Raw genomic sequence first — 3798 nt, forward strand, 5'->3', positions numbered from 1 at the left:
TTTTCCAAATCAAAGAGCGCGTTCATGTGCCAGAGGTTCCAGCCGTGCTGCCTGGGTGTGCCGGGGCGGTAGGAGGCTGGGTCCTCCGGGCAGGCGGCGGATTTCAGCGACGACCCATCCACAGCCAGCAGACGACAGCCGCAAAAGGTCCTCTCCGGGCGCAGCAGGGCCGTAAAGCGGTGGAACAGCGTCTCCAGCGCCGCGGGCAGCAGCTTCTGGCGCTGCTGGACGAACGCTGAGGCCGACGGTGTTTTTTCGCTGTTTTGAAACCGGCCCATCAGTACTTTCCCAATACTGTTTTCGCTCATGGTCAGCAGTAGTGACAGGACTGTTTCAAAGGTCAGCGTCCGAGGCCGGGTGAAGTCCCGGCCAGGATGCCTGACATATTGTTCGGGATGCTCCCCCAGTTTCCGAATCAACGAACGCAGCATCCTACGCAAAAGCTCCGGCGTGTATTTCATGTGCGGCCCCTCCCGAAAAGCAATTTCACTTTTCAGGGCTTCGCCGCACATTTTTTGCCCCTTGTCAACCCCTTTTTACATCTTTTTTGACTTTATTTTCCCTTATTACTAACTTAATGACATTACTTGAATTGAGTCGTATAGGTGGCGGCATTGTAGGCATGGTGGACTCTGGGATTTTCCTTGCCACAAATAACGATGGTAAGGATGAAACACAGGTCAATAATCCCAACGCAAAGATTATCTTTTCAAACTGCCACAGCGATATGACCTTCAATGCCCCAAATGACGACGAATACCTCTATGCCGACGATGGCAAACAAATCTTCCACAATCGTTTTGGCGGCATCCTTGGCTTCTGCTGTGATGATGAAGGCTTTGCCTTCCGAGTGGAGGAATGCACCTATACAGGCTGTGACCGGGGTTTGGGCAATTCTAGCCTACCGAATGTTGGTGAGAAACTAGATTGATGTTATGCTCCTTGTGAGGTACAGGAAAATCTAGAATTATTGCTTTTCTATTTCATAAAAACAGAGCTGGTCTTCTGACGATATTTTGCATTCTGCCTTGGCCAGCGGCCACTGATGCATTGTCTCGGCGGCCGGGTATTTCAAAGTGAATTTCGCGTCATTGGTAAAGGCAAATGCCGCCGCTAAAGCGGCCCATTGACCCGAAATCCCCTTTGCAATCAATGGTTGTCAAGCAGACCTATGATTAGGTCTGCTTCGCAAAGTTTCCATTTTATGGTGGCCGCTGGGGTGGGACCGAGTGGCCGCTGAGTCTGGACCGAAGTGGCCACCCACGAGTGTCTTATGCAGACTAAAGGGCCAATTTGACCTAAATATGCATCGTTCTATAAACAAAAAAGTTTATATAAATCGAAAGGGACTGTGTATTTTGTACGTAGGCAACTACTTACACTAGCCCTGCAATTGCGTTGTGCGGATGCTGCCTGGTTCTATTCAGTAAGAGAAGTCGACCAATATGTCGGTATTCCAAAAGACATTTTTCGAAGGAAAGGAAATTAAGATGAAGGAATACATTATGAAGCGAGAAAAAAGGCTCCTCTTTTATCGGAGGACTTTCATAGGTTTATTTGTGTTCATTGTTACTTCTATTATAATAAGGCGTCTTATTTGGGCCTTCCCAGTTTCAACATTTGGTTTGATTGTTTATCTATCTGCCTTCTTCTGCACTCTCGCTTTAGGCTTTATCAATTTTGTATTTTCAATTGAATACAAGAGCATACGGTGGATAAGAAAGAACTATGATATTGATTTTCTGGAAAATGGAATTAATTTAGATTCCCGTCCGACCCTACCGGATTCTCGAATCTATTGCGGCAATTATGCTTTTGCATCTGTTGGTAAAGGTCGAGGTCGTACCAAGGCGATAACCCTCATCCCCTATGATGCGGCCAGATGGGTATATAAGAGCAAAGTATATGTCGCGAGAGGTCTAAAAGAATCTTTTAGTTCTTTCAATGTTTTATGTGATGAAGGTGTGCACTTTGCGATAGGAGCAAGTGATTCTGAGATAAGCTACTTACTATCAAATTATATTATTAAATTCTCGCATACAGTTGTTATTGGATACGGAAAGGAGCAAAAGAAACGATATATTCAAGGGCTGAGTAAAATACAACGAATAGCTTATTGCGTGAAGTCATTTTTCAATGTTGAGTGAATCCAGAATTAATTATCTATACAAGACCGCGCTACACCCAATTCATACCGGGTAGCGCGGTCCCTTTTATTTTGAAATCGCTTTGCTTCAATTTGCATATCATCTATTCAAACACCATGAAAGGGGAGAACGGGGTATTACCCCCAACAAGAGCTATGAAACAGAAATACGTACTATCGTTTTTAGCCTTCTTATTCTTCATCTCCACCGCTGTCGTTCCTATATTTGCAGTTGAGGCGGTGGGCGGTGGCGTAGCTACCTCGGAGGGCAATACCACGTTCAGTAGTCCTTCTGAGGACAGTTCCAGCTTCATCACCTCACCCAATTCTCTCCTGGGCGGCAGTGACTCGGTCATTACCACTGATGATGTGAACGATTGGGTCAACCGGAAGGGTACAGATATCATCCGGATACTCACAGACGTTGTAATGGCTGCGTCCCTAATTGGGTTTCTGGTCGGAACAGTCCTTGTAATTATCGGCGCACTTGGAGAAAAACGCACAATGACGGGCGGCATGCTAGCAATGCTTATCTGCTGTGTTACTTTTGCTGTATCGACCTGCGCTCCCCAAATTGTCTTGGCTATTTCAGGCTGGTTGAAATCGTAGCTCAGAAAGGGGGTGCTACAATGTCACTCAGTCTGAACTCCTTCATTATCATTTTGTGCGTGTTAGGAGTATGTTTTGTCCTTTTTTTACTCCCTCGAATCTCTCGTGCTCTCCTTGCAGTTCTTTTGCTCGCGGTATTCCTTCCGATTCTGGCTTCCTTCATGCTGGGAAACGGGCAATACTACGTAAACGCATTCGCATCGTTCTTTACCCCACCTGTAAAGCAAGAAATAATCGACGGATATCAATACTATCAAGAGCAATACAAAGAACACCCGCTTATCGATTTAGACCGGCTAAATCAGTTCGCGCTCGATATTGACAGCTTGACGAAATCATTTCTCGTATCTGAAACTGGTAAAAATAGATATCCCTTATTCCCTTGGTTGAGCGGTCTCAATCGAATAGAATTTTTCGAAATGCTTCAATCGTCGGTGCCAGGAGAGCATCAGGATACTGGTAACTCTCTGTATGTAACGGAGGGCAGGACTCACCGGCACCTATGCCAAAGTAGGCGCCTGGACAGCATCGCAGATAGTGTCCAAAGTCTTCACTCCACCGCATTGGAGTCTTCAACTCAGCACCTCCGCAGAGCTCTATGATTCGTCGCGCACATTCTGCTCGATTCACTGTGGCGGGAAACACATCCTGCAGTTCATACCCAAAGGTCAGACTGTACTCACAAGCCAGAGCTTCGGAAAAATGGAGTATATTCTGGGCAAGCAGTTCCAGGTCTGCATCCTGTTCCGCTCGGAGGGTTAACCACACCTCTGCTTGGCCGGCAGAAGTACCAAACGCTTTATCTCCCATTTTCGCTCCGACTACCGTGCAAAGCACCATTCCCCTGTGAATGCGCTTCTGTCAATGCCGGTAATTTGCAAAGTAGTTCTCCAACCGCCTGGGCAGGGGATAGGCCGTCCTCTGGATATGCGGCATGGGCAGGCCGTCCTTTAAAAGAAAACGTCAGCCCTTGAGATGCACAGGCGAAGGTGCCTGGGCGGGTGAATACCTGCCCCAGCGGAAAGCCTGGCAGATTGTGCGCC

4 protein-coding genes and 1 pseudogene are annotated in these 3798 nt (G+C 47.1%); 3 read left to right on the forward strand and 2 right to left on the reverse strand.

Annotated features, from left to right (window positions below; all coding sequences use genetic code 11):
* Positions 1–512 (reverse strand): annotated as a pseudogene (locus tag Q0Z94_RS11415) (hypothetical protein); the annotation flags it as partial.
* 65 nt (positions 513–577) lie between these two features.
* On the opposite strand from Q0Z94_RS11415, the gene Q0Z94_RS11420 reads away from it, so the two are divergent.
* The 3 genes from Q0Z94_RS11420 (at position 578) to Q0Z94_RS11430 (ending at position 2755) form a co-directional block, all read left to right on the forward strand.
* On the forward strand, positions 578–931 hold the full coding sequence (locus Q0Z94_RS11420; protein ID WP_298069821.1) for a hypothetical protein: 354 nt from the start codon (positions 578–580) through the stop codon (positions 929–931).
* Between the two features lie 559 nt (positions 932–1490).
* The gene (locus Q0Z94_RS11425; RefSeq protein WP_298069823.1) at positions 1491–2147 is read left to right on the forward strand and encodes a hypothetical protein; all 657 of its coding nucleotides are present in this window, start codon (positions 1491–1493) and stop codon (positions 2145–2147) included.
* A 155-nt stretch (positions 2148–2302) separates the two neighbouring features.
* Positions 2303–2755 carry a hypothetical protein gene (locus Q0Z94_RS11430; RefSeq protein ID WP_298069825.1) on the forward strand — a complete coding sequence of 151 codons (453 nt, stop codon included), beginning with the start codon at positions 2303–2305 and terminating at the stop codon, positions 2753–2755.
* A 799-nt stretch (positions 2756–3554) separates the two neighbouring features.
* On the opposite strand, the gene Q0Z94_RS11915 is transcribed toward Q0Z94_RS11430, so the two are convergent.
* The gene (locus Q0Z94_RS11915; protein ID WP_366517622.1) at positions 3555–3788 is read right to left on the reverse strand and encodes a peptidase dimerization domain-containing protein; all 234 of its coding nucleotides are present in this window, start codon (positions 3786–3788) and stop codon (positions 3555–3557) included.
* Positions 3789–3798: the final 10 nt, after the last annotated feature.

Origin of the sequence: uncultured Mailhella sp. (assembly GCF_947631555.1) — a bacterium.
Taxonomy (GTDB): domain Bacteria; phylum Desulfobacterota; class Desulfovibrionia; order Desulfovibrionales; family Desulfovibrionaceae; genus Mailhella.